Raw genomic sequence first — 24,839 nt, 5'->3', positions numbered from 1 at the left:
GAACGTGTTTAAAATGCGGGATTTGATGTATATCACAGCAGGAACGGTACTCACAGGAATCGGACTCACGCGTTTAGCAAGGCAAGAGAAGAAAGACAAAAAAGCAAACGGAATCGATCAAGTGTTAAAGCAGATAAAAGCGCCGCTGTTCCCTGATCGTGAATTTAATGTGGTTCATTATGGTGCAGATGGGAAAGGGATAGAGCTTTCAACAGATGCTATCCAGTCTGCGATTGATGATGCGCACCGTTTGAAAGGGGGACGTGTGCTGATTCCAGAAGGGACGTTTGTGACAGGTGCTCTAGAATTGAAGAGTCATGTAGAGCTGCATTTGCATGAGAAAGCCTATGTGGCATTCAGCCAAGATCCAAAGGATTATCTGCCGATTGTACTGACAAGATATGAAGGGATTGAGCTTTATAATTATTCACCTCTCATTTATGCACACCATGCAGAAAATATCGCCATTACAGGAGCTGGAACGCTTGATGGCAGAGGGGATGAACATCATTGGTGGCCTTGGAAGTATGGCACGAATGGCCAGCCGTCTCAGGACCGGGATCGGCAGCTTCTATTTGAAATGGCTGAAAAGAGGATACCAGTAGAAGAAAGAGTGTTTGGAGAAGGCCATTATTTAAGGTCAAGCTTTATCCAGCCCTACCAATGCCAGCAAGTTCTCATTGAAGGAGTGACAGTGAAGGATTCACCGATGTGGCAAATTCATCCTGTGCTAAGTGAAAATGTCATCGTCCGTGGAGTCCATATCATCGGGCATGGACCAAATACAGATGGTGTTAATCCGGAGTCTTGCCGGAATGTGCTCATTGAAGATTGTTATTTTGATAATGGAGACGATTGTATTGCCATCAAATCTGGAAGGAACGAGGACGGACGGAGAATAGGGGTTTCATCTGAAAACATTGTCATTCGTAGAAATGAGATGCGTGATGGACACGGCGGAGTGACGATTGGGAGTGAAATCTCTGGCGGGGTCAGGTATGTATATGCAGAGAATAATGTAATGGATAGTCCGAACCTTGACCGGGCACTGCGTATTAAAACCAACTCTGTCAGAGGCGGTACCATTGAACATATTTACTTTAAAAACAACACAGTCAAAAGCTTAAAGCATGAAGTGGTCTGTATCGACATGATGTATGAGGAAGGGGATGCGGGTCCACATCGTCCTGTTGTGCGTCATATTGAAGTAGAAGGACTGAAAAGCAGCGGCGGACGATATGGTGTGAAAATAGCCGCCTACTCACATTCCCCCGTTACACACTTCAACATGAAAAATTGTGTCATAGATCATGTGACGTATCCACTTTCTTTGGAGCATGCAGTATCTCCTTCTTTTCAGAAAGTCGTCATCAATGGGGAACAAATCAATTGATAGATGAGTGAAAAACAGTCTTTTCGGAGGCTGTTTTTCTTTTAGTAAGAACGAAAAAGACGCTTTTAGAAATCACATATACAACCTATCTGCACTGTAGTATAATATTCCCGAAATTAGAAAAGAATTGACGGAAGAGATGACGTCAAGCAGTACATAAATCAGGGGGTTCATTCATGAAAAAGTTAACGGCCATTTGGCTATCGCTATTGCTTGTGATGGGTGTTTTAGCAGGATGTGCAGGTGCTGAGACAGACCATAAAGCAAAGAGTTCACAAAATAACGAAACAGCGGCTGCGGCATTTCCTGTCTCGATTAAAGATGCAGCTGGTAAAACAGTCGAAATCAAAGAGCAGCCTAAGCGTATTGTTTCATTAATTCCAAGTAATACAGAGGTTGCCTATGCGCTTGGTCTTGGCGATAAAATGGTTGGACGATCAGATTTTGACAATTATCCAAAGGAAGTTGAAAAGGTAGAGAAGATTGGCGGACTTGAATTCAATGTCGAGAAGGTCATTTCCTTAAAGCCTGATCTAGTATTAGCTCATGCATCGCAGATGGGATCAAAAGATGGATTTAAACAGCTTGAAGATGCAGGAATTCAAGTACTGACTGTAAATGATGCCACCTCCTTTAAGGATGTGTACAAATCGATCAATATGATCGGTGAAGCAACAGGTGTAAAAGAAGCATCAACAAAGCTTGTAGATGAGATGAAAACAAAATTGAATGACATCAAGAAACAAGCAGAGGCGATCTCCAAAGACGAACAAAAAACAGTCTTTGTCGAAGTATCAGGTGCGCCTGAAATCTATACAACAGGTACAAATACATTTATGGACGAAATGCTTTCTGTTATCCATGCGAAAAATGCTGCTGGCGATCAAACTGGCTGGGTGCAAATGACAGAAGAAGCGATTATCAAACGAAATCCTGATGTGATCGTCACAATTGATGGTTCCAGCTTAGCTGATCTGAAAAAGAGAGACGGCTGGAATGCGATCAAAGCAGTGAAGGAAAAACAAGTCTTTCAATTGAATACGGATCTCGCATCAAGACCGGGACCGCGATTGGTTGAAGGAGTCGAGGCTCTTGCGAAAAGCATCTATCCTGACACGTTCAAATAAATTCATCATCGCATACACACTAAGTGTTTTACTTCTTGTGGTGAGCATTGGAATGGGAATCTCCTTTGGAAGCTTAGGGATTCCCATTCCTTCTATTCTCCGTATATTTGTTCATGAACTATTCGGGGTGCAGATTGGCACAATAGATTCAATTGATCGCAATATTATGATGAATATCCGGCTGCCGAGAGTGATATTAGCGGCACTAGTCGGAGCAGCGCTGGCGTTATCAGGTGCAGCCTTTCAAGGTTTATTAAAAAATCCCCTTGCTGACCCATATACGCTGGGTGTATCTCAAGGGGCATCAGTTGGAGCCGTCGCGACACTATTTTTCAGCTTGCAGCTCCCTTTGCTCGGCAGTTTCACACTGCCTTTTTTCAGTATGACAACAGCGCTTGTGACCCTATGTCTCGTCCTCTTTTTTGCGCGTCTTGTTCATCGGGGGATGAGCATCTCTTCTTTAATTTTAACTGGGGTGATTTTCAGCTCTTTTTTGGGTGCGCTTATATCATTGATGATTGCTTTAACAGGTGATGATCTAAAAGAGATTATTCATTGGCTTCTCGGCAGTGTGTCCATGAGGGGCTGGCGCTATATTGCGCTTTTCCTTCCTTTCTTTCTTGTCGGGACCTTTGCATTAATGCTGATGGGACGAGATTTGAATGTCATGACGTATGGCGAGGAGAAGGCAAAGCTATTAGGTTTACATGTGAAAAGGAGCAAATATATAGTGCTGCTTGCTGGCTCGATTCTGACAGGTAGTGCGGTAGCGGTGTCAGGGACGATCGGATTTGTGGGACTTGTGATTCCGCATTTTATTCGCCTCTTAGCCATCACAGACCACCGGCACCTCCTGCCTTTGTCTATGCTGAACGGCGCTTCCTTTCTCGTTTTAGCAGATGTGTTATCCCGTACGACCATTGAACCGACTGAATTACCGATTGGCATCATTACTGCGTTAATTGGTGCCCCTGTATTCGGCATCATCCTCATCCGTAAATATAGAGGAGGGACGCATCTATGATTCAAGTGAAGGAAATCAGAGGTGGATATGGAGAGAAAGAGGTCATACGTGGCATCAGCCTTGAGTTAAAGCAAGGAGAATTTCTCGGTATACTTGGTCCAAATGGGAGCGGTAAGTCGACCTTGCTTAAAATGATTTCTGGGATGCTGGCACCTGAGAGTGGCGAGGTACGCCTGAGCGGTCAACTGGTTCAATCCTACCGTCCAAAGGCGCTTGCGCAAAAAATGGCTGTTCTACCGCAGAAAACGGACCAAGCCTTCTCATTTACAGTGGAAGAAACGGTTCAATTCGGTCGTTACCCATATCAAAAAGGATGGCTGCAATCTGTTACGCGAGAAGATATGCAGGTCGTAAACAAAGTAATGGAACAAACGGATGTTGCACAATTTAAGGATCAATCCATTCATGAGTTGAGCGGGGGAGAACAGCAGCGTGTGTACTTGGCACAGGCATTAGCCCAGCAACCTGAATATTTATTGCTGGATGAACCAACCAGTTTTCTTGATTTGGCCTATCAAAAAGACTTGCTTGATTTAATTAAAGAAGAGACAACTTCCTCTAGGCTAACGGTGATCGGCGTGTTTCATGATGTGAACATCGCCAGTTTATATTGTGACCGGCTGCTGCTGCTTGATGAAGGAAAGACGGAAATGATAGGACTGCCGCACCACGTCTTGACGCCTGAGCGAATCAACCGTGTGTATGAAACAGAGGTAACACCGCTCCAACACCCGCGAAGAGCAAACCCTCAGCTGATCATTGAGCCTGCGGGGGCTTCTATAGTATCAAATGCAAAGTTAGCGGATGGCTGGAAAACGTATGGCTCAGAAGGAATGACGTTTTCCCTCAAACAGCCGCTCCGCGTCCTTTCCTCACATCAGAAAAGGGGCGGCTTCTTTTGGAAAAGATCTCTCGGAACAGGAACTGAGATGCTTCGTGACGAGCTGGATGATCGTGAAGGAATATTGTTTTACGACCAAACGAGTGGACCAAACCAATTTGCTGCTGAAGACATGGAAGATGACATAGCGCTTTACGGCATGCGTCAGCAAGAAGAGCTGACCATTTGGCTTGTATTGAAAGAATCTTTATCAGACGGATCGTCTGTTCAGCTCATGGGGCAGCTTGTCCACATGATTCAACAGGAGACGAGCATGTCCATTCATCATCTTTGTATCGCTGCTGCGGGTATGCAGGAAACAGAAGATGATGAGCATTTACATGAAAGATTAAAACAGAAAGTGCACCGTCTTCTTTATACATTGAATGCCATTCAAAAGTGAACCAAAGGGTTCGCTTTTTTGTTTATGATGCGATGAAAATCACAGTGCTTTAGTTAAACAAATACATCCTTTCCACTTCAGGTTATACTAAAAGGACAAAGCAATAGACAAGGAGGGACACCGATGAAACTTTATACAAAAACAGGGGATCAAGGTCAAACAGGCTTGATCGGCGGGAGAGCCGATAAGGATGATGTAAGAGTAGAGGCGTACGGCACGTTAGATGAGGCGAATAGCTTCATTGGACTCGCACATGCAAATTTACGTCAGCATGGAGAATTGTTTCAAGACATTTTGTCAGAGCTGATTGTGATACAGCACGAGCTCTTTGACTGCGGCGGTGATTTGGCAGCAGTCAAACCACGTAAAGAAGGCAAATTAACTGAAGCATCAGTGGCAGTCCTTGAACAAAGAATGGATATCTATGTAGAAGAAGCCGCGCCTCTCACAAAGTTTATTTTGCCGGGCGGCCAGGAAGGCGCTGCTCTCTTACATGTGGCGCGGACAGTCGTCAGAAGAGCAGAGAGGCATATTGTGACGCTTGCGAAGCAGGAGGAGATTCCAGCGGTTACACTCACCTATGTGAACCGTCTATCCGACTATTTATTTGCAGCCGCACGAGTCGTGAATCATCGGCTCGGTGAAGCTGATGTTGAATATGAACGAAGCGCAGACGTGTTTCGGTCTAAATAAGGAAAAGCACTCTTCGAATGAGAAGAGTGCTTTTTTATTGGGTTCTATCGCTTAGTCTGAGTGAAGTTACGACTCTGGTCGCAATGAAAGATCAATCTGCGACACGTTTTGCCAGCTCTCTTTTTTGACTAAAGTAAAAGCAAGGAGCAAGAAAGGAGGCATGAAGATGAAAATAACAAGTAAAACCATCATCGGTTCGATTTTAATGTTTGTCGGTCTATCCATCTTCTTCGGTGGTTCACTAGGAGGGCTGATCCCGATTCTGATTGGGGCGTGGCTCATCTATGTAGGTGTAAAGAAATATGAGAAAGGCAGTCAAACCTTAGGTGTCATTCTAGCGGTCATTGGTGTACTGATTGTTGTGCAATCTCTGCCATTTATCCTTGGAATCGCATTGGCTGGGGGGCTTCTCTACTTCGGCTGGACGATGATCAATGGTGAACAGGCAAAAGAATCATCAACCAGATCATATATGGAGCCAAACACGGCACCGAAAATGGAAGAACCTATTCACACGTCATTTGATCAAGAATGGGAAGACTTTTTAAAGAAAAAATAAGAGGAGGAATATCAAATGGTATTCAGAAGAGTAAGAGATATGTTTGTTGCAACGGTCAATGAAGGCTTAGATAAATTGGAGAATCCGCGTGTCATGCTGAATCAGTACGTTCGTGATATGGAAGACGATATTGCTAAAGCGAAACATGCGATCATCAAACAGCAAACGATTCAGCAAGGCTTCCTGCGCAAAGCAGAAGAGACGGAAGCATTTGCTGATAAAAGAAAGAAGCAGGCTGAGCTGGCATTTCACGCAGGAGAAGAAGAATTAGCACGAAAAGCGCTCACAGAAATGAAGTATTTTGAAGAAAAGCATCAGGAATATCAGGAAGCTTATCAGCAATCTGTGAAACAATTGAAAGAGCTGAAAGAGCAATTGCAGCAGTTAGAAACGAAGCTGCGTGATATTAAAGATAAGAAGCAGGCACTGATTGCAAGAGCAAATGCCGCACAGGCAAAGCAGCATATGAACGAATCCATGAACAAAGTAGACAGTGAAAGTGCATATAAGGAATTTCTTCGAATGGAAAACCGTATCGAAGAAATGGAGACAAAAGCGGGCAGCTATGCACAATTTGCCGATCAAGGAGCATATGCTCATCTAGACTATGCGGATGAGGTTGAAAAAGAATGGCAGAAGCTCAAGCTGGAGAAGAAGCCTGAGCAGCAAGCAAACTAAGGAATCGATGTCAGATCGGAAGAAAAGCAGGATTTTTCTTCCGATATTTGATTTCTTTCTGTTTCGCTTTTCCTTATAATGAAAAGGTCAGAAGATAAAAGGATGGTACGAATGAAGCGGTTAATCGGTCTAATTTGTATACTTGTAGGTGTCTTTTTAATGATTGGGATGCTTTTCAAAAATGAAGATCTCTTTCATTTGAGTTTCTCCCGTGAAAAAGCAGTCACAACAGCTTCAGCGAAAAAAGATGAAATTGATCAATTAGATATCTCTCTTTCTGGGTTTCGCGTGAAGGTAAAGCCTGAAAATCGTTCCGATATTTCCGTGATTGTCGTTAATGGAAAAGGGAAAATGTATGCGGAGCAAACAGGCAGTACATTCAACGTCCGTGCTGAAAATAAAGGATTCTTATTTTTCTCCTCATTTGAAAAAGGAGAGCTCTTAGTCAAAATTCCAACAGATTATCATAAAAATGTGAAGATTACAGGTGGAAGCGGGGTCAGCGAGATGGATGGTGAAGGGAAGCTGTCTCTTCAAGATGTGACGCTCAAATCAACAAGCGGAAACCTCAAAGCTGAGAATTTCTCAGCAAAAAATGTAGAAATCAAAGCGACATCGGGCAGACTCTCCGTGTCTCACATCGATGCGAAAAATAGTGATATTGGGGCAACCTCTGGACGTGCCGATATTAAAGATGTCAAAGGGGAGCTGCAACTAGGCATGACAAGCGGTAGATTAACGGCAAGGTTTGATACCATTGCGTCACCTGTCTCCTTTCATATGACATCAGGCAGTGCAAAACTTAACCTGCCGGATGAAGGAGACTTTAACGTCCAAGTGAAAAAAACAAGTGGAAGTGTCGATCACTCCTATCACTTTGATCAAGTGGATAGTGAAGGGCGAGGCTTTAAAGGCAAGCAGGGAAAAGGAACACACTTAGTCGATATTGAAATGACAAGTGGAAACTTAAAGCTGCGGTAATGAATGGAAGAAAGGAAGGAGGCGAGTCAACTGCGTTTTTCAAGGAATCAAATTTTAGGCATCATTGTCGTGATTTTTGGTATTAATCTATTTCTCAAAATTATTGGGATCGGAGCCGATTTGTTTTGGCCTGTGTTTTTTGCGCTGGCTGGCTATTGGCTGCACTCAAGATCCAAACGTTGGCTCGGTTCAGTTTCCTATATTTTTGCCGGCTTTCTCTTTTTAAAATTTCTGCTCAATATTACATTTAGTCTAACAGGATATTTATTTGCGGCCTTTTTGATATATGCCGGCTATCGCTTATTGAAAAACAAACCTGTTTTTGATGTCGATAAAAAGGAAGCATCGGACGATGGTAAGCCTTCTCTGAAAGTCAATCTTGAAAAAGAGGGCGAACAAAAGAAAACAAAGAGCCAGACAAAGCCGCGCAAGGAGCATGACTTTTTTATCGGTGAAGTCAGGCTGATGAAAAAGCCGTTTCAATTAAGTGATTTGACGATTTCAGGGTTTATCGGGGATGTTAAAATCGACTTATCAAAGGCCATCATCGCAGAAGAAGAGAGCACGATTGTGATTAGCGGGCTCATCGGAGATGTGGATATTTACGTACCGCAGGATATTGAAGTATGTGTGAGTGCTTCAGCTGCAATCGGTGATATGAAAATTATCGATGAAAAAAGAAGCGGATTCGGCAGTAAAGTGTATGTGATGACCAACAATTACGATGAGAGCAAACGAAAAGTGAAAATCTCCATTTCTTTACTGATCGGAGATGTGGATGTGAGATACTTATGAGGAAACTCCATCTAGGTATCCAGTGGCAATCTATTCGTCTTGGAGTAGGGATCTCGCTTGGTGTTGTCATCATGACGATGCTGCCCATGTTTTTTTATTATCAGCTTGATCCGATGATTCTCCTCTCTACCCGCTGGTTCGGCATCCCGTTTTTTTGTATTTTACTGATCATTAGTATTGCCATTGGGGTTTCTGCCTCGCATGTATTTGGCTATCAGCATAAGAAGCGTCTCGATCAGCTTGTAGAGTCGATTTTAAAGTTTGAAAATGGGAACTTTGCATACAGACTGCCATCTCTTGGCGACGATGAAATTGGCTTAGCGGCAGATCAATTAAATGAAATGGCGAAACGAGTTGAAGGACAAGTAGCTTCTTTGCAAAAGCTCTCGAATGAACGGGCTGAATGGCAGGTGCAAATGAAGAAATCCGTCGTCTCAGAAGAACGCCAGCGTCTAGCACGAGAACTGCATGATGCGGTCAGCCAGCAGTTGTTTGCGATTTCGATGATGACCTCTGCGATTCTTGAAGGCATGAAGGAAAAGGATGAAAAGATTTTAAAGCAAATGCGCCTAGTCGAACGAATGGCTGGCGATGCACAAAATGAAATGCGTGCGCTTTTGCTTCATCTCAGACCGATCACCCTTGAAGGAAAAGACTTGAAAAAAGGCTTGATTGAACTCCTAAATGAATTTCAAGCAAAGCAGCCGATTGATATTGATTGGGAAATAGAAGATGATGTTCCGCTGTCTAAAGGAGTAGAGGATCACCTCTTCCGAATTGTACAGGAAGCCCTATCAAATGTGTTCAGGCATGCAAAGGCGACAAAGGTGACGGTACGTCTGCTCATTCGAAATCGGCAGGTGCAGCTGAAGATTATCGACAATGGGATCGGTTTTCAAACAGATCATGTGAAGACAGCTTCCTACGGACTTGAATCGATTCGTGAAAGAACAAGTGAAGTAGGCGGTGTCGCAGAGATTATGTCATTTGAGGGAAAAGGAACACAAATCGATGTGAAGGTCCCCATTTTTGATGAAGGAAAAGGAGAGAACGTTCGATGATTCGAGTACTTTTAATCGACGATCACGAAATGGTGAGAATGGGGCTTGCTGCCTTTTTAGAGGCGCAGGCTGATATTGAAGTCATTGGTGAAGCGGCAGATGGACAAAAAGGTGTAGAGCTTGCGGTTGAATTAAAGCCAGATGTGATTTTAATGGATCTTGTCATGGAAGGAATGGATGGCATCGAAGCAACGAAAAGAATTTGCCAAGAAATTGAAGATGCTCGAATTATCGTTCTGACGAGCTTTATTGACGATGATAAAGTCTATCCAGTGATTGAGGCAGGTGCTTTAAGCTATTTATTAAAAACATCCAAGGCAGGAGAAATTGCGGATGCCATTCGGTCTGCAAGTATCGGCGAACCAAGACTTGAATCAAAAGTGGCTGGAAAGGTCATGAATAAACTCCGTCATTCCTCAAATGGATCGATCCTTCATGATGCATTAACAGCAAGAGAAATGGAAATCTTGAAGCTGATTGCGGATGGAAAATCGAATAAGGTCATTGCTGAGGAACTATTTATTACAATTAAAACAGTGAAGACACACATTACCAACATTCTTTCCAAACTCGATGTAGAAGACCGGACGCAAGCGGCTGTGTATGCGCATCGTCATAAGCTGATTCAATAAAATAAAAAAACAGCTTTCAAATGAAAGCTGCTAGAACATGCGTAAAATTAGTCCTTCTGTCCTGTGATCGGACGTTCGGATAGTTGATGGAGCTCAGGAACTGGAAAAGCCTCCTGCTCCTCGGCCGATTTGTCTTCTAGGGCTTTCTTCATCTCGGATAATAGCTGTACGCTCTCCTTTGCCACTGCTGCTTTTTTCTCCTGCAAACCAATGATCTGTGAAAGTCCGACGAATAAACCGCCTCCAATAAGAAGGAGCGCAGGGGTTTGTCCATAATAAATCACGATCAAAAATGTGCTCGAAAAGCTGTCGGCTTCAATGAAGAAATCTTCTTTTGATTGCATGAATACAACGACTAACAGGAGTATTCCTAGAATCAAAAATAGAATGCCGGCCGAAAGTAAAGCTCGTTTCATGATTGACACCCTTTTTTTCTTACCATTTTAACATACTCTATCAGGATTGTGTTGCGCCCTTAGTCCCGAAGTCACGGATTTTCACATTTGCTTTGTAACGAATATCTGATTCACTAAAAATCTCATCCCAATGTTTTGCTTCTTTTCGAAAGTCCTTTGGGTAGGCAATACTCGCCTTTTGATAAAACCCGCAAATATCTGCTTTGATCTCATGCTGTAATTCCTCGATGAAATCTTTAACGTTTTTCTCTAATCGACGCTTGACAGCGCCTTCGATTTCTCTGAGATACTTTTCATTAAAAGCGTTTTCGCGTTCATTCCAATCCTCAGACAATCGCCCATCAAGCTCCACTGACACATCAAATTGATATTTTCCACTGGCTGATTTATGCGTTTTGATATGGTGCTTGATTTTGAAAATTTCAAAAGAGTAGAGGCTGTGATCATATTCAAATTGTATGACTCCGCCTTCTCCGTCCCCTGTTAACAAATTATATGACTCCACTGCTGACGGAGAGATATTGGTGAGAAATCGTCTATTCTTAATAATAGAGGCACCGTCGAGTATTAATTTTCCTTGATCGACGCTGACTTTCGGAAGAGCAAAAGATACATTGTTTTGCATGGCAGAAGAAATATCTCCTAATGAGACCGTCTTGAACATGGAAATGGTCGTTTTTCTGTTTTCTGAAAGATCGTATAAGGTCGAAGAGGCTGGCTGTCCGTCGTCATTGATTTTCAGCATGTCCCCAGGTTTCTCAGAGGTCATAAAGACGAGGCTTCCTCTCCGCGTTTCATTGTCTCGAATGAATTGATTAATGACGAGGTCGAAATTATTCTCATTGATGAGCTCCTCAGAAAACAAATACACCCTTAGCTGCTGGGCGAAAATGCGGTGGCTTTTCAGCGCCGTTGTGCGGAAAATTTGATGCATAGAATCCCCGCTTGTTTCAATGATTTTCGTAGGGTCTTTGACGCTTGCTTCCTGATCAATCTTTTGAGGAACGAGGACTTGCATAGACACCTTTAATTTATGTCCTTGGTCCCCTTTATCTACTGCAAACCCAATCGCCATGTTGAGCTCCTCAATATTTGTACTATCCCAGCAACCACTTAATAGAACCAGCATCAAAAGAGCACAAGCTGCCTTCTTTTTCATGCTGTTTTCCGCCTCCTTTTGAAAAAAACGATTATAAATAAGAGAAACGGGAGAATGCCGAACAGCAGGAAAAAGAGGTTGTTCACATAGGTTAAATAATCTCGCACTGTATCGACATCCTTTGGGAAAATCGCTGCAAAGTAAATGACAATTCCCATTAGAGCGACGACTACCTTTTTAGGAAACTTGGTCAGTCTGGATACCCCGATTGCGGCAAAAAATGTATATCCGACAAAGCTTGTATACAGCTGAACCAGCCAAACGATAAGCAAAAATGATTCAATTCGTTCAATAAAAATCCCCTGAATATCAAACGATTGGAATAAGGCAATGGTCGGCCAAGTCAAAGCCGCCGTTTCTTTGACCGTCAGCGCACCTATCACAAGAATATAAGTGAAAATATAAATAATCGCAGGAATCAAAAAGCCGACTGTTCCATAAGCAAAAGTGTGTTTTTGCGTGTTCATATAAGCAGGCATAAACAGCATCATTTCAATGCCGACAAACGATATGGCTGATGCATTAAAGGAATTGAAGACAGGGGAGAACCCCTCTCCTAAAACGGGCCGGAGGTTATCTAACTTAAATTCTTGCAAGCTAAGTCCGTAAGCGACAAATAAGATGATGAGCGTCACAATCAAAATAAAAGGAAAAAGCCTGGCTAAATCACCAATCCCGCCAATCACAAGATAAAAACCAACTATAATAAAGCTGATCATTGTCACCGCTACAGGCGTGTTTTGAAGCAGAAAGAATTTCACCATTTCCGACATCGCTCGTACTTCATAGCTGGCGACGCCAAGAAAATAAATAATAATCAAGAGGTTGGCAAGAGCGCCAATCCATTTTCCAAGCCCCTCGTTCGTATAATCATAATAAGAGGAGAAGGGGACTTTTTTCATCATGAGGACATTTGCAAAAATAAACACAATGTAAATGACACTCACGAGTAAGAGTGCAATCCAGCCGTCAGGTGTAGCCGCAGCCTGAGCCATTGATCTTGGTAGAATCATCATACTTGCGCCTAGTGTTGTATTGGCAATAATGGCACTTGCCTGATAGCTGGTAATCGACTCTTTATGATTGACCATGTCGTTCTCCTTTCTTTTGATTTTTTAAAGGCAATCGAATAATGGAATTGTCTTCGTTTTTATAGCTGAACACAAAATCTGGTGAGAAATAAGGCGTGCCAAAACTTTTTTGCCGCGTGAGATGAGTAAGGAGTACAAGCATAAACAGCACAATCCCATATAAACCAAAGGTAGCCGCAGTAAACATGGACACAAAGCGGAGCACACGAAAGGACATGCCCATCCCATATTGAGGAACAGTAAAGGATGCAAGTGCAATGACACTAACGATAATCACCATGATTGAGCTGACAATATGTGCCTGAACGGCAGCCTGTCCAATGACAACCCCGCCAACAAGTCCGATCGTTTGACCGAGCGGGTTTGGCAGCCTTAAGCCAGCTTCCCGCAGCAGCTCAATGGTTATCTCCATGATGAGTGCCTCGACAATGGGTGAAAACGGGACATTTTCCCTTGTGCTCGAGATCGTAATAGCCAGAGTGGTTGGCAAAAGACCTTGATGGAACGACACAAGCGCAATATAAATGGCTGATAAAAATAACGTCAGAAAGATCGAGGTAAATCTCAGCAAACGAATAAGAGAGGCGGCGATCCATCTTTCATAATAATCATCGGGTGATTGCATAATCGTCGCAAGGGATGCAGGTACAATTAACACAAAAGGTGAATGATCGACAAAGATGGCGACCCGGCCATTATTTAAAGCAGACGCCACTTTATCCGGCCGTTCTGTGTTTTGAATTTGTGGAAAAGGAGAATACACATTGTCTTCAATCAGCTCCTCAAGAACACCAGAGTCTTGTATATCATCAATGGTGACTTGCTTGAGCCGTTTTTTGACTTCCTTTAAAACAGGCACTTGAACGATACCGTCGATGTACATGATGGTCACCTGAGTGTATTTCTGTAGACCAATCTTCATATCGACGGTTTTAAGATCGGGGTTTTTCAAGCGCTGTCTTACAAGCGCTAAATTCGTATTTAAATCTTCAATAAAGCCAATTTTTGGTCCTCTCACGACTGTTTCAGAGGTAGCATCCCCTAAACTGCGTTTCTTCGTTCCATGCGTTTCTAAAATATACGCATGCTGAAATCCATTAATGAGCACCACGCAATGCCCTTCAAAAATCGCATCGACCAATTGTTCAGAGGTCTTCACCGAACGTGTGGTCATCATCGATAAATTGGATTCCAGCTTCTCTTTTGTGAGAGACGTATGATCTTGGAGAAGCAGCTTTAAAAAGGTTTGAATCTCCATCTTTTCGTTCATTTCTTTTATGTATAAATAGTAAACGACTTGCCCGTGAGGCAGTGTTTTTTTCTCATGGACCAAATCATCCATTTCCTTTAATTGCGGGAGAATGACGGAGAGATTATCGTATAAGTGCTCTTTCAATGGAGTCTGATTCAAAAGGATCACCCGCCTCAAATAACTTTTTCTTAGCATTACCTGCTTGAAAAAACAATATTCTGTGTTACATTATTTTGTGGTAAAAGAAAGAATGAGGGTTTTGGAGGAAACAAGATGGCACAAATTCGTTTAGCAGGAACAAAAGAGGAGATTGACCGTATTCTACAGTCGTTTGACAAGCATTATGAAGTGACATATACATCAAAGGATTACGGAAAAACGAACCCAAAATACAAATATTCGAAAGATGTCCGCGTTTATATTGAACTAAAATTAAAATAAAGATAAAATTTTAATTGAAAACGCTTAAAGGATTTTGGTTTTTTGTATAGAATAGAGTTGAGTGATGAGAAGCTATGGAGGGATACATAATGACGGAATTTAGAATCGAAAAAGATACAATGGGCGAAATCAAGGTGCCAAAGGACAAGTTCTGGGGTGCACAAACACAACGAAGCAAAGAAAATTTCAAAATCGGTTCTGAGAAAATGCCAAAGGAAGTTGTGAATGCGTTTGCAATTTTGAAACGTAGCACAGCGATTGCCAACGAACGTCTTGGCAACCTTGAAAGCGAAAAAGCAGAAGCAATTGCTGCTGTATGTGATGACATCATCAGCGGAAAGTATGACGAGCATTTCCCGCTTGTTGTATGGCAGACAGGCAGTGGAACGCAAAGTAACATGAACATGAACGAAGTCGTTGCAAATAGAGCAACTGCTTACTTGAAAGATAAAAATAGTCAGTTCAGCATTCATCCGAACGATGATGTCAACCGCAGCCAAAGCTCAAACGACACATTCCCAACTGCTATGCACGTGGCAGCTGTTTTAGCTGTGTACAAAAAATTATTGCCAGCGATTGATCAATTAAGAGCCACTCTTGATGAGAAAGCAAAAGCGTATCAAGAGATTGTTAAAATCGGTCGTACGCACTTGCAAGACGCAACACCACTGACAGTAGGTCAAGAGATTAGCGGCTGGGTGTACATGCTGGATCGTTCAAAAGAAATGATCCTAGAATCAACTGGAAAAATGAGAGAGCTTGCGATTGGCGGAACAGCTGTTGGTACAGGGATCAACGCACATCCTGAGTTCGGACAATATGTCGCTGAGGAAATCAGCCAACTGACAGGTCAAACATTCAATTCTTCACCAAACAAATTCCATGCGCTGACAAGCCATGATGAAATTACGTATGCACACGGTGCCCTAAAAGCACTTGCAGCTGATTTAATGAAAATTGCCAATGATGTGAGATGGCTGGCAAGCGGTCCGCGCTGCGGAATTGGTGAATTGATCATTCCTGAAAATGAACCAGGAAGCTCCATTATGCCAGGTAAAGTCAACCCAACTCAAAGTGAAGCATTAACAATGATTGCAGCGCAAATTATGGGGAATGATGCAACAATCGGTTTTGCCGCCAGCCAAGGAAACTTTGAGCTGAACGTATTTAAGCCGGTCATCATTTATAACTTCTTACAATCAGTTGAATTACTTGCTGACGGCATGAACTCATTCCATGACAAGTGTGCAGTTGGAATCGAACCAAACCTAGAAACAATCGAGAAAAACTTGAACAATTCATTGATGCTTGTGACGGCACTCAACCCGCACATCGGATATGAAAATGCAGCGAAAATTGCAAAGCTTGCTCACAAAGAAGGTTTAACATTAAAAGAAGCAGCACTTCAATTAGAGCTGCTAACAGAAGAGCAGTTTGAAGAGTTTGTGAAACCAGAAGAAATGGTGACACCGAAAGCAAAATAAGAAACCAGGGGCAGCAGCCCCTGGTTTTTTTCATTGAGAGTATCGAACAAAATGAAAGTCCAGGGACTGCCCTGGGTTCTACAAATGATCCTCTTTCAAAATACGCATAAGTGATTCAGAGTTGGTTTGGAGCGGTGCGTATAATTTTAATTGATACAGCATGCCTTTTACGATGACTTGTCTTGGTTTTTGTTTGTTTAATTCATTTTCTAAAATGCCAAGCGCTTCAAATAAATCTGGCTCGTCTTTCACTTCATAGTGTGCTTCAGCCTGCTCTCTTAATTCTTTTAAAAGAGATTCTGTCAGCGGGTCGAATGACCGTTCGTAAATAGGACCAAACCAATCGCTCGCTTGATCTACAGAGATGAGCGGAAAATCATTTCGCTCCATCATACCGCCCATCAAATCATCGATACGGTGAATCATCGTTGCAGCTAGCTCCTCAGCCTCCAGCTGAAAATCATATAAAATCGCAAGCTCGAAATAAACGTGGCTCATGCCCTCAATCGTCAAACAAAGATCAGCCATATAAGGAATCGCTGCATCTCCATATACCTGCTTAATGTTATCAATGTGAAGCTGAATGGTGGCAAGTCTGATTTGTTTTGCGAGCAGCTGCGTTTCTTCATTCATTGGCAGTGCTCGATCGCTCAGCTGCATTTTAATAAAATCCTTTTGCTGTAAAATATTATCGTAGTAGACAGTGAGCTGCTTTCGGTAGGCTTCCTTTGGTGTGCCGCCCTCTGTTTGAACCTCGTGAATCCGGGTAAATACCTTATCATAATAGTAATGCAAGATTGAAATGAGCAGTGCTTCCTTTGATTTGAAATAAAGATAAAAAGCACCCTTTGACATGTGGCATTCATCCGCAATTTCCTGAACAGACGTTGTATTGTAGCCTTTGCTGGCAAACAATTTCATGCCGGCCTCAATGATCATTTTTTCTTTCTTTTTCAATATGAATGTCATCCTTTCTTACCGAGAGACAAATGTCTTAGGAAACGTGCGCAAAGAGATGTGACTTATCGGTCATAAACGACGAAAGTTTTCAAAAATTAATCAGATTGTAACTTGTTTTTTACAGTGTAATTCTTTATATTATAAAGTAAGGTGACCAACTGGTCAAAAAATGTGAAAGGATGATGTTCCATGAGAGAAATCGATGATATGATGAGACGCTTGCGAACAAAAGGAATACAAGTAGAAAAAGTCAAAATGCCGAAAGAGACAACCATTGAAAAGAAATGGATGTATCAAGCTGGCAAGAAAATCAAAGCCACATACCGTGATTTCAATGGGTATTCATTCATCTAAAAAAGACTGCGGTCAAAAACCTACAGTCTCTTCTTTGGAACCGTGATCGTATAACGTACACCTAGATCATCATTTTCAATTGATATAGACGCTTGATGCATGGAGAGAATTTTTTTGACAATGCTTAATCCAATACCGAATTCGCCCTTTTTTCCCTTACTAAAAGGTTCGTATAGGTTGGATAGCATATGTTCTTCAATGGGAGGACCGTCGTTACGAATGACAATGCGTATTTGATCCTCTTCCTGTTTCATTTGGATATCAATTTTACTTTTTGCGTAGCGGAGTTGATTTTCTAGTACATTCTCAAATAATTTGCTCCATTGTTCTGGATCGCCTTCAAGAGCAGCCTCATCATCTAAGTCCACGTTCCACTGCAATTCATTTTTCGACCAGCGTATTCGGTCGACCACTTCCAGCATCGTATTACTGAGTAGGAAGGAAGCATGTGCGGGGTGTTGTTTTGATAAATAATCAAGCTTTGTTAAGTACAGCAAATCCTTGATTTTCTTCTCAAGTTTTTCCGCTTCACCTTCAATGACTTCCACCGTTTGTTCAAGATCTCCCTTAGGAAAAATACCATCTTTAATCGACTGCGTATAGCCGCGGATGACCATGACAGGCGTCTTTAAGTCATGTGATATATTTTGCAAAAGAGTCCGTTCTGTTTCATCCTTTTGAATGAGCTTTTGTCTCATTTCTTCAATGGTATGACCAAGCTTCCCGATCTCATCTTGCCGGTCAACGATGACAGGGTCGTCCCAGTCCTCTTGCGCAATCCGCTTCACGTGCTTTTCAAACGCAACGATTGGACGGGATAAGTAGCGGGCAAGCCAAATCGATGGAATCCAGCTTAATAAAATAACGGTGCCAAGGATAAATATCAGCTGTTTAAACAGCGTAAAGGACAGGTCGTCTCGATAAGAGTCTGGTGCATAGGACAGAAGAATATATTGTGTATTGTCTGTTGATACTTTTTTGATGACAAAAAAGATGTGCTGGCCATTCACCTCTTCAGAATAGCGTTTCGTTGCACTTTTTTGTTTTTTCACAAAGGCTTGGATTTTCTCAATAAAGGCGTGCGGGAAAAACTGTGCCATTTGGTTTAATTCATCTGACGGAATCAGAATGTGCTGCACCGAGCGGTTTTCCGGTGTCGACTTTGGCGAGCCGTCTCGGTTCAACGGATATTCTGTGAGCACCTGCTGTTCATTTTCGATATTTTTATAAATTTCATTCGTGAAAAAGTTTCGTAATGTATTAGAAAATAGGATGATCAGGACAATCGAGATCGTGAGCAAAATACCAGAGATGACGACCCAAATTTGAAAAGCGAGCGGTTTGTTCTTCATCCTTTTAGCATCCTATAGCCAAATCCATAGATGGTCTCGACCTTTAAGTCGGGCATTTTTTTGCGTAGCCGTCTGACAAGGTCATCGACCACACGATCTGTTCCGAAGTAGTCGTGTCCCCAAATTTTGACGAGGATATCTTCACGAGAAAAAGCATGTCCCTGATGATGTGTAAATAAAAGCAGCAAGTCAAATTCCTTAGAAGTTAAGTTAATCAGCTGATCTCCTTCATACACCTCTCTTACATCCTCATGAATGACATAGGAGGAGACGGGTGTGACGCTTTTCTGCTGCGGAGTATCGCTATTTTTGTACACAAGCTCAAGCAGCTTTTGCACCCGAATGATCAGCTCGCGCGGAAGAAATGGCTTCGCAATATAATCACTGCTTCCCAGCTCTAAGCCGAGGACACGGTCGATATCTGCATCGCGTGCCGAAATGAAAATGACCGGTACGTCAGGTGATGCGGCTTTGATTTCTTTAATGAGTGTGTAGCCATCTGTATCAGGCAGCATGATATCTAAAATCCATAGATGCGGCGGCTTGTTCATTGCCCGGCGTGCCGCTTCTCCGGTTAAAAAAGAGGAGACATTCCAATTTTCACTTTCTAAATATTTGGTTAAAAGTTCGTTTAAGTTTTGTTCATCTTCCACTAAATAAATGGTGTACGACAAAGTCTTCCACATCCTCTCAACGTCATTATAACGGGATACAAAGGCGGCATGTCAACAATCACATGCTTTTTTCACAATTTCACATATTCTTCTCATCATTATCCCATAATGTTTGTTTATGATAAGCTCAAGGGAAAAAAGGGCATAGACAAAAGGTAGATAAATAGGTGCTTTTCACGAATGTGCGCACCTTGCTTTTTTTCTATCAATAAGTATTATATAATTTGACATATTGTCATGAAGTATCTTCAATGATATTGCCATTAAGAGGACATGAGTCCTATCTAAACATATGAATCAAGCAAGTCATGAACACGATGTAAAGGAGTGCAAGCGATGGATTTCCGAAGAGAAGATGAAGAGAAGAAGATGAATCATCAAGAAGATGTGCATCAAGAGAATGAGAAACAAATAGACGAACCAGAAAAAGAAAAGGAACTCGTTTATCAACCTCATGAAAACGAAGCATCTGCCACTCAGGAGAGTGTGACAAACCATTCTCCTCAAATGGAGGATGACCGTGCGTCGAAAAAGGAGAAAAAGCGGAAAGCGGCATGGCTCAGTCCGATCCTTGGAGGGATTATTGGCGGAGGCCTTGTGCTTGGCATTACACCGCTTTTGCCGCAGTCACAGGACACAGCTGCAAACACACAAACGCAAACAGCTTCAAGTGAGCCGGCAGCTTCTGATAATTTCTCAACAAAACAAATCACCAATGCCACGAATGTCGCTGATATGGTAGAAGATTTAGAGCCAACCATTGTAGGAGTCTCAAACTATCAATCTACACAAAATTCGTTTGGCCTTAGCGGTGACTCAACAGAAGCTGAAGCTGGAACGGGTTCTGGTGTCGTCTTTAAAAAAGATGGCAAAAAAGCGTACATTATTACAAATAACCACGTAGTCGAGGGTGCCAATAAACTGAAGGTCACACTTTATGATGGGAAAACAAAAGACGCAAAGCTGGTCGGCAATGATGTGATGACAGATTTAGCTGTTGTTGAAATCAATGCAGACGGCATTGATAAAGTGGCGAGCTTTGGTGATTCTTCTAAGCTCCGTGCTGGAGACAAAGTGATCGCAATTGGGAACCCGCTCGGTGCACAGTTCTCTGGTACTGTGACAGAAGGGATTATTAGTGGTCTTGATCGTACAGTTGAAGCGAACACATCATCTGGTACGGTGGAAATGAATGTACTGCAAACAGATGCAGCGATTAACCCCGGGAACAGCGGGGGACCGCTTATCAATACAGATGGTCAAGTCATTGGCATCAACAGTTTAAAAATTAGCGAAAGCGGTGTGGAATCACTTGGCTTTGCGATTCCAAGTAACGATGTCAAACCGATTGTAGATGAGCTGTTGAAAAATGGAAAGGTTGAACGTCCTTACCTTGGCGTACAAATGATTGACCTTGAGCAAGTGCCTGAAACGTATCAAGAAAATACGCTCGGCTTATTTGATAAACAAATCGGCAAAGGGATTTATGTAAAAGATGTATCAAAAGGATCACCTGCACAAAAAGCAGGCTTGAAATCTGGAGATGTCATCATCAAATTCAAAGGGAAAAACGTGGCAAACAGCTCTCAGCTGAAAGAAATTTTGTACAAAGAAACAAAAGTCGGCGATAAAACGACAATGACTGTCATTCGTGAAGGGAAAAATAAAAATCTAGACATTACCCTTGGACAGTCTGAAACCGAATAAATGAAAAAACAGGTGGACGTTAAAGGTCTACCTGTTTTTTTATGCTTATTTTTTTGAAGAGAGTGTACGTAATATGATCTTTTCCCACATGCTCCAAGGCAAGAGCTGCTTTGCTGTGAATGAAAGTCGCACCCCTTTCCCAATCGGATATCTCAACTTTTTCAGCCGTTTCTTCTCGGCTAATCGAATCACAAGCTCTGCGACTTCACGCGGGTCACCGTAGTTGGTTTTCTGGGCATTGATATAAACCATCATCTTTTGATAGATGCTTGTGTATTTCGATCCTTCCCCTGGTTGCAACATGTGCTCGTTCATAGACGTGTTCCAAATATTTGTTTGGAAAGAGCCTGGCTCGATCAAGACTGCCTGTATACCGAATGAGGCCAGTTCAATGCGCAAGCTCTCTGTATAGCCCTCCAAAGCAAACTTGGAGGATACATATGGAGAAAGTGCGGGCATTCCCATTAATCCGCTGATGCTGCTCATATTGAATATCTTTGCACCATTTGTCATAAACGGAAGGACGGCTTGTGTCATTTCCATGACTCCGAAGACGTTTACATCAAATTGCTGGCGGTACGTGTCAACAGGAACCTCTTCAGCAAAACCCGCATAGGCTGTTCCCGCATTGTTGACAAGCAAGGTAATGGGGGCGTAAGCATGTAGCTTTTTCTGAAATGCTTGAATCGACTGCGTATCTGTGACATCTAATGCTTCAATATGTATCGCTTCGGATAAAGAGGCTTGCTTGATCTCTTCGGCAAGCTTTTTTGCATTGGCTTCCTGCCTGACCCCTGCAATCACTGTATAGCCTTGCTTGGCGAGACCTATCGTGATGAGCTTGCCAAAGCCGCTATTGGCGCCAGTTACAATGGCTGTTCTTTTCATCATCTCGTTCTCCTTTTTGTTTCAATCTACCATAGTCCGCTGTTTTATTGAATAACGAAAAGCAGGATGGAGAAGAATAAAAAGCGATGATAAGAAATAGGAGGAAGCACATGATGTGTTGGAAGAAGGCGGGACAAATAGGAGTGCTGCTTTTTATGCTGTCTGGCTGCCAATCAATCGAACCGCTGCAGCAAACAAAGGAAGCAGAAGCAGAGAGTCTCTCAGCGGTTCAAATGAAGGAACTTCCATTTGAGCATCTCCACCTGCATGTTCAATACGGGCAGAAAAGCGAATTATACGAAGCCACCTATCGTCAGGCGAAAGGCAAAGAAGAAGCACTTATCCGTGATCATATGAACGGTGTCCGCTATGAAGGTGAAGAAGCATTACGCGAGATGAAGATGAAGCTAAATGATATGTCTATTCCTAGTGAGAAGATCAATGATGCGTATGTAAATGAGCTATTAGCCGCTTTTAATCTAGACGATGATTATCAGCGGATTCAGGTCGATATTAAGCTTGAAGATGGGACCAAACGTACATTCCAAAAGAAGAAGTAAAACGAGACTTTCTCATTTTTTAATTGAAAATGATTTTCAAGATCACTTAAATCTGATACACTAAATTGAGATAAGTGATCTTTTCCGTCTATACATAGACGATATTTCATATAAAAAATTTGCATGAGAAAAGGAGCGTTTGAGCGGAATGAGTGCCATTTCTACTGAAGGTTTAAGCTTAGGCTACGGAGAAACAATGATCATAGATGAACTAAATGTATCAATCCCTAAGGGTGAAATCACAGTATTTATTGGCAGCAATGGATGCGGTAAATCCACGCTACTTCGCTCTTTGGCCCGTCTCATGAAGCCAATGGGTGGTTCTGTCCTGCTTGAAGGTCATTCCATTGCCAAATTACCAACAAAGGAAGTAGCGAAACAGCTCGCCATTCTTCCGCAAGGACCAGAAGCGCCAGAAGGATTGACGGTGCATCAATTAGTGAAGCAAGGCAGATATCCTTATCAAAATTGGCTGAAGCAGTGGTCGAAGCAAGACGAGGAAGCGGTGAATCGCGCACTGAAGTCAACAAAGATGGAAGACCTCGCTGATCGAACGGTCGATTCATTATCAGGTGGACAAAGGCAGCGTGCATGGATTGCGATGACGTTAGCACAGGAGACGGATATTATCTTGTTAGATGAGCCGACGACGTATTTAGACATGACGCATCAAATTGAAATTCTAGACCTTCTGTTTGACTTAAATGAAAAAGAGCAGCGCACGATTGTCATGGTTCTTCATGACCTGAATCTCGCATGCAGATATGCTCATCACCTTGTGGCGATTAAAGACAAGACGATTTATGCAGAAGGAAGACCAGAAACAGTCATTAATTGTGATCTTGTGAAAAATGTCTTTGATATGAACTGCCAAGTGACGACAGATCCTTTATTCGGGACACCATTATGTATTCCGCACGGTAGAGGACGCTGTATCGTACAGCAAGCGCAAGCGGAGACATTTCTTGCTGCAAGATAATCGTATGTCAAAAGCCTGACATCTGTTACGCACAGAGTCAGGCTTTTTTCTTAAAAAGGGAGCGGAAACTCAATGGGAAATGAATTAGATGAAAAGCTTGAGGGCTTGCTTGATAAATATACAGAGCTGCTGCTTGGTGAATCAACAGACGCACTGAAACAAGATGTGAAACAGTGGGTGATCTATTCTCATATTGCAAAAAGCATGCCGCCTCTAGCCAAGCACTTTAATGAAACGTATCCAGAAGCGAAGGAAGAAATCAAAGAAACAATTCAGCGGATCAAACAAATGAACGAAGCTCATCGAGCCAATCAAGACCGTTAAAAAACTGCCAGCACTACACTGGCAGTTTTTCTTTATGACATCTGTGATGGTCCGTATGGAGATTGATCTGTCAGTGTTTGCTGGAATTTCTGGTGTGCCTGCTGGAGCTTTTGCTGTTCAGCGGCTTCAACAGAATACCAGCCATATCGGAACATGACATCATATAAATGTCTTTGTGTTTTCTGAGTTTCTAGCGCAATTCGCTGAATATCTTGGTAAAGAGATTCATGACTGAATTCATTGAGCGCTGTGTTGTAACCGCTTGTCATATATTTTTCAGTCGACAAAAGGTCTGTGACAAAATCACGATCATTCATGTTTGTTGTCGTGGGAACCGGAGTTTGTGGATTCCCGATTTTTTGTTGGTTTTGTTGTTCCATGTTTTTTCCTCCTATTGCATAAAGCCAGTAGACTGGCCTTGCCCTGAGCTGCCTAAATGCTGAAGAATTTGTGTGTAATGCTGATGATGCATTTGGCCCACTTGATTTAATTCTTGTTTCAAAGTCTGGTCTTGGCAGTGCTCGGCCATAAAGTGAGCCTTTTTCATAGCGATCAAGTTCCAATTCAGCATATCCTCTAAGTACAAGGAATCCTTCACTGAAATGACTTGCGGGGGCATATTCATTTGCTGATTGTTCAAGATGTGTTCCTCCTTACGATTTTGTTTCCTTACTGATTCTTTTTATATTGCTGATTTTGACTGGTCTTTTTGCCGCCTAGGTCTGCTTCCTGTGATGGACCTGCGTTTCCTTTTACACTTGCAGCACTTACGCCTGCTTTCGATGGGTTTTTCTTCAAACGAGACATGTGGACATCACCTCCATTCTTACAATGCCCTCTCATCTTTAATTCATACGCCGCAAAGTAAGGCACATCAGAATGTGTAAATTTTTGAAATCCGCTCTTGAACTGTTTCGGAAAATCTTTTAAGATAAAGAAAGAGGCATTGCTTTTTTTTGGACAAAAAATGAA

Annotated in this window: 29 protein-coding genes; 18 read left to right on the top strand and 11 right to left on the bottom strand. The window is 42.4% G+C overall.

Annotated elements, in window-relative coordinates; genetic code table 11:
- Positions 1-4 precede the first annotated feature (4 nt).
- The 11 genes from MHH26_RS13765 (at position 5) to MHH26_RS13715 (ending at position 10,226) form a co-directional block, all read left to right on the top strand.
- Positions 5-1,393 carry a glycoside hydrolase family 28 protein gene (locus tag MHH26_RS13765; RefSeq protein WP_034660694.1) on the top strand — a complete coding sequence of 463 codons (1,389 nt, stop codon included), beginning with the start codon at positions 5-7 and terminating at the stop codon, positions 1,391-1,393.
- A gap of 176 nt (positions 1,394-1,569) precedes the next feature.
- A complete protein-coding gene (locus MHH26_RS13760) occupies positions 1,570-2,520 on the top strand; it encodes an ABC transporter substrate-binding protein (RefSeq protein ID WP_034659948.1) in 951 nt (316 codons plus the stop codon).
- The gene (locus tag MHH26_RS13755; RefSeq protein WP_340973716.1) at positions 2,486-3,544 is read left to right on the top strand and encodes a FecCD family ABC transporter permease; all 1,059 of its coding nucleotides are present in this window, start codon (positions 2,486-2,488) and stop codon (positions 3,542-3,544) included. The genes MHH26_RS13760 and MHH26_RS13755 overlap by 35 nt, the downstream gene beginning before the upstream one ends.
- On the top strand, positions 3,541-4,827 hold the full coding sequence (locus MHH26_RS13750) for a heme ABC transporter ATP-binding protein (protein WP_340973715.1): 1,287 nt from the start codon (positions 3,541-3,543) through the stop codon (positions 4,825-4,827). Before MHH26_RS13755 ends, MHH26_RS13750 begins: the two co-directional genes overlap by 4 nt.
- A gap of 123 nt (positions 4,828-4,950) precedes the next feature.
- The gene (locus MHH26_RS13745) at positions 4,951-5,520 is read left to right on the top strand and encodes a cob(I)yrinic acid a,c-diamide adenosyltransferase (RefSeq protein ID WP_307500221.1); all 570 of its coding nucleotides are present in this window, start codon (positions 4,951-4,953) and stop codon (positions 5,518-5,520) included.
- Positions 5,521-5,686: 166 nt separating this feature from the next.
- Positions 5,687-6,079 carry a hypothetical protein gene (locus tag MHH26_RS13740; protein WP_307500220.1) on the top strand — a complete coding sequence of 131 codons (393 nt, stop codon included), beginning with the start codon at positions 5,687-5,689 and terminating at the stop codon, positions 6,077-6,079.
- A 15-nt stretch (positions 6,080-6,094) separates the two neighbouring features.
- Positions 6,095-6,757 carry a stress responsive protein LiaH gene (gene liaH, locus MHH26_RS13735; protein WP_307500219.1) on the top strand — a complete coding sequence of 221 codons (663 nt, stop codon included), beginning with the start codon at positions 6,095-6,097 and terminating at the stop codon, positions 6,755-6,757.
- Between the two features lie 111 nt (positions 6,758-6,868).
- A complete protein-coding gene (gene liaG / locus MHH26_RS13730) occupies positions 6,869-7,738 on the top strand; it encodes a LiaG family protein (protein ID WP_340973711.1) in 870 nt (289 codons plus the stop codon).
- Positions 7,739-7,741: 3 nt separating this feature from the next.
- A complete protein-coding gene (liaF, locus tag MHH26_RS13725; protein WP_189318193.1) occupies positions 7,742-8,533 on the top strand; it encodes a cell wall-active antibiotics response protein LiaF in 792 nt (263 codons plus the stop codon).
- Positions 8,530-9,594: a two-component system sensor histidine kinase LiaS gene (gene liaS / locus MHH26_RS13720; RefSeq protein WP_106039091.1), complete on the top strand. Its 1,065-nt coding sequence runs from the start codon at positions 8,530-8,532 to the stop codon at positions 9,592-9,594. The genes liaF and liaS overlap by 4 nt, the downstream gene beginning before the upstream one ends.
- Positions 9,591-10,226 (top strand): response regulator transcription factor, encoded by a 636-nt coding sequence (locus MHH26_RS13715; RefSeq protein WP_340973709.1) that lies wholly within the window; start codon positions 9,591-9,593, stop codon positions 10,224-10,226. Before liaS ends, MHH26_RS13715 begins: the two co-directional genes overlap by 4 nt.
- Before the next feature lie 47 nt (positions 10,227-10,273).
- On the opposite strand, the gene MHH26_RS13710 is transcribed toward MHH26_RS13715, so the two are convergent.
- Genes MHH26_RS13710 through MHH26_RS13695 form a run of 4 tightly spaced genes read right to left on the bottom strand, consistent with a single transcriptional unit; the run spans position 10,274 to position 14,303 of the window.
- A complete protein-coding gene (locus tag MHH26_RS13710) occupies positions 10,274-10,642 on the bottom strand; it encodes a hypothetical protein (protein WP_034659936.1) in 369 nt (122 codons plus the stop codon).
- Positions 10,643-10,682: 40 nt separating this feature from the next.
- The gene (locus MHH26_RS13705; protein WP_340973707.1) at positions 10,683-11,801 is read right to left on the bottom strand and encodes a Ger(x)C family spore germination protein; all 1,119 of its coding nucleotides are present in this window, start codon (positions 11,799-11,801) and stop codon (positions 10,683-10,685) included.
- Positions 11,798-12,892, bottom strand: a complete 1,095-nt coding sequence (locus MHH26_RS13700; RefSeq protein ID WP_034659933.1) for a GerAB/ArcD/ProY family transporter — start codon at positions 12,890-12,892, stop codon at positions 11,798-11,800. The genes MHH26_RS13705 and MHH26_RS13700 overlap by 4 nt, the downstream gene beginning before the upstream one ends.
- Complete coding sequence (locus MHH26_RS13695) at positions 12,879-14,303, bottom strand: spore germination protein (protein WP_034659932.1); 1,425 nt, start codon at positions 14,301-14,303, stop codon at positions 12,879-12,881. The genes MHH26_RS13700 and MHH26_RS13695 overlap by 14 nt, the downstream gene beginning before the upstream one ends.
- A 114-nt stretch (positions 14,304-14,417) precedes the next feature.
- Between MHH26_RS13695 and MHH26_RS13690 the strand changes: the two genes are divergently transcribed.
- Together MHH26_RS13690 and fumC are read left to right on the top strand one after the other, a co-directional pair.
- Entirely contained in the window at positions 14,418-14,585 is a 168-nt protein-coding gene (locus MHH26_RS13690; protein WP_003213147.1) for a YvzF family protein, read from the top strand.
- Between the two features lie 89 nt (positions 14,586-14,674).
- On the top strand, positions 14,675-16,069 hold the full coding sequence (gene fumC, locus MHH26_RS13685; protein WP_340973704.1) for a class II fumarate hydratase: 1,395 nt from the start codon (positions 14,675-14,677) through the stop codon (positions 16,067-16,069).
- Positions 16,070-16,147: 78 nt separating this feature from the next.
- On the opposite strand, the gene MHH26_RS13680 is transcribed toward fumC, so the two are convergent.
- Complete coding sequence (locus MHH26_RS13680; RefSeq protein WP_106072941.1) at positions 16,148-17,026, bottom strand: TetR/AcrR family transcriptional regulator; 879 nt, start codon at positions 17,024-17,026, stop codon at positions 16,148-16,150.
- A gap of 192 nt (positions 17,027-17,218) precedes the next feature.
- On the opposite strand from MHH26_RS13680, the gene spxO reads away from it, so the two are divergent.
- Complete coding sequence (spxO, locus tag MHH26_RS13675; RefSeq protein WP_095285802.1) at positions 17,219-17,383, top strand: anti-adapter protein SpxO; 165 nt, start codon at positions 17,219-17,221, stop codon at positions 17,381-17,383.
- Between the two features lie 20 nt (positions 17,384-17,403).
- On the opposite strand, the gene MHH26_RS13670 is transcribed toward spxO, so the two are convergent.
- Together MHH26_RS13670 and MHH26_RS13665 are read right to left on the bottom strand one after the other, a co-directional pair.
- The gene (locus MHH26_RS13670; RefSeq protein ID WP_034659929.1) at positions 17,404-18,735 is read right to left on the bottom strand and encodes a sensor histidine kinase; all 1,332 of its coding nucleotides are present in this window, start codon (positions 18,733-18,735) and stop codon (positions 17,404-17,406) included.
- A complete protein-coding gene (locus MHH26_RS13665) occupies positions 18,732-19,409 on the bottom strand; it encodes a response regulator transcription factor (RefSeq protein ID WP_066030424.1) in 678 nt (225 codons plus the stop codon). The genes MHH26_RS13670 and MHH26_RS13665 overlap by 4 nt, the downstream gene beginning before the upstream one ends.
- Before the next feature lie 336 nt (positions 19,410-19,745).
- Here MHH26_RS13665 and MHH26_RS13660 point away from each other — a divergent pair, with 336 nt between their 5' ends.
- Positions 19,746-21,116, top strand: a complete 1,371-nt coding sequence (locus MHH26_RS13660) for a S1C family serine protease (RefSeq protein WP_034659926.1) — start codon at positions 19,746-19,748, stop codon at positions 21,114-21,116.
- A gap of 45 nt (positions 21,117-21,161) precedes the next feature.
- Here the strand turns inward: MHH26_RS13660 and MHH26_RS13655 are convergent, their stop codons facing one another.
- The gene (locus tag MHH26_RS13655; RefSeq protein ID WP_340973701.1) at positions 21,162-22,004 is read right to left on the bottom strand and encodes an oxidoreductase; all 843 of its coding nucleotides are present in this window, start codon (positions 22,002-22,004) and stop codon (positions 21,162-21,164) included.
- Between the two features lie 113 nt (positions 22,005-22,117).
- On the opposite strand from MHH26_RS13655, the gene MHH26_RS13650 reads away from it, so the two are divergent.
- From MHH26_RS13650 to MHH26_RS13640, 3 genes are all read left to right on the top strand, one after another.
- Positions 22,118-22,564: a YusW family protein gene (locus MHH26_RS13650; RefSeq protein WP_170938423.1), complete on the top strand. Its 447-nt coding sequence runs from the start codon at positions 22,118-22,120 to the stop codon at positions 22,562-22,564.
- Positions 22,565-22,712: 148 nt separating this feature from the next.
- Positions 22,713-23,543: an ABC transporter ATP-binding protein gene (locus MHH26_RS13645; protein WP_003213584.1), complete on the top strand. Its 831-nt coding sequence runs from the start codon at positions 22,713-22,715 to the stop codon at positions 23,541-23,543.
- 72 nt (positions 23,544-23,615) lie between these two features.
- On the top strand, positions 23,616-23,867 hold the full coding sequence (locus MHH26_RS13640) for a YusU family protein (RefSeq protein ID WP_066030425.1): 252 nt from the start codon (positions 23,616-23,618) through the stop codon (positions 23,865-23,867).
- Between the two features lie 32 nt (positions 23,868-23,899).
- Here the strand turns inward: MHH26_RS13640 and MHH26_RS13635 are convergent, their stop codons facing one another.
- From MHH26_RS13635 to MHH26_RS13625, 3 genes are read right to left on the bottom strand one after another with little or no spacing between them, the layout of a single operon-like run.
- Positions 23,900-24,247: a spore coat protein gene (locus tag MHH26_RS13635; protein WP_034659918.1), complete on the bottom strand. Its 348-nt coding sequence runs from the start codon at positions 24,245-24,247 to the stop codon at positions 23,900-23,902.
- A gap of 11 nt (positions 24,248-24,258) precedes the next feature.
- A complete protein-coding gene (locus MHH26_RS13630) occupies positions 24,259-24,510 on the bottom strand; it encodes a hypothetical protein (RefSeq protein ID WP_223249598.1) in 252 nt (83 codons plus the stop codon).
- Positions 24,511-24,536: 26 nt separating this feature from the next.
- Positions 24,537-24,674 (bottom strand): YuzL family protein, encoded by a 138-nt coding sequence (locus MHH26_RS13625; protein ID WP_003212904.1) that lies wholly within the window; start codon positions 24,672-24,674, stop codon positions 24,537-24,539.
- Positions 24,675-24,839 lie beyond the last annotated feature (165 nt).

Source organism: Bacillus sp. FSL K6-2839 (genome assembly GCF_038003365.1).
In the GTDB taxonomy this organism is placed as follows: Bacteria; Bacillota; Bacilli; order Bacillales; family Bacillaceae; genus Bacillus.
Note: the sequence above shows the minus strand (reverse complement) of the source record. Positions and strands in the feature narration are given on the sequence as shown.